We start from the raw sequence: 254 nt of genomic DNA on the forward strand, positions 1-254 counted from the left end.
GTGTTGCTGATTGGCTCGCTGGGCGCACAACAGGGCGTGCCGGGGGCGTACGTGGCCGGTGCTGCCAGCGCCTCGTTGCTGTGGTTCTCAAGCCTGGCACTAGGTGCGGCATGGCTCGCGCCCTGGCTGGCCCGCCCCGCCACATGGCGCATGCTGGACGTGATGATGTTCAGCGTGGCCTTTCAGTTGATCCGCTCAGCCTGACGAGTTTCATGACCTCGAGGTCAAACGCGTTGGAACCTCTATCCCACACA

1 protein-coding gene is annotated in these 254 nt (G+C 63.8%); it reads left to right on the forward strand.

The features are described from left to right. Positions 1-204 (forward strand): LysE family transporter (locus ALO43_RS09260; protein ID WP_157062276.1); only part of this gene is annotated, 204 nt, incomplete at its 5' end. Positions 205-254 lie beyond the last annotated feature (50 nt).

The organism is Pseudomonas tremae (assembly GCF_001401155.1).
GTDB lineage: Bacteria > Pseudomonadota > Gammaproteobacteria > Pseudomonadales > Pseudomonadaceae > Aquipseudomonas > Aquipseudomonas tremae.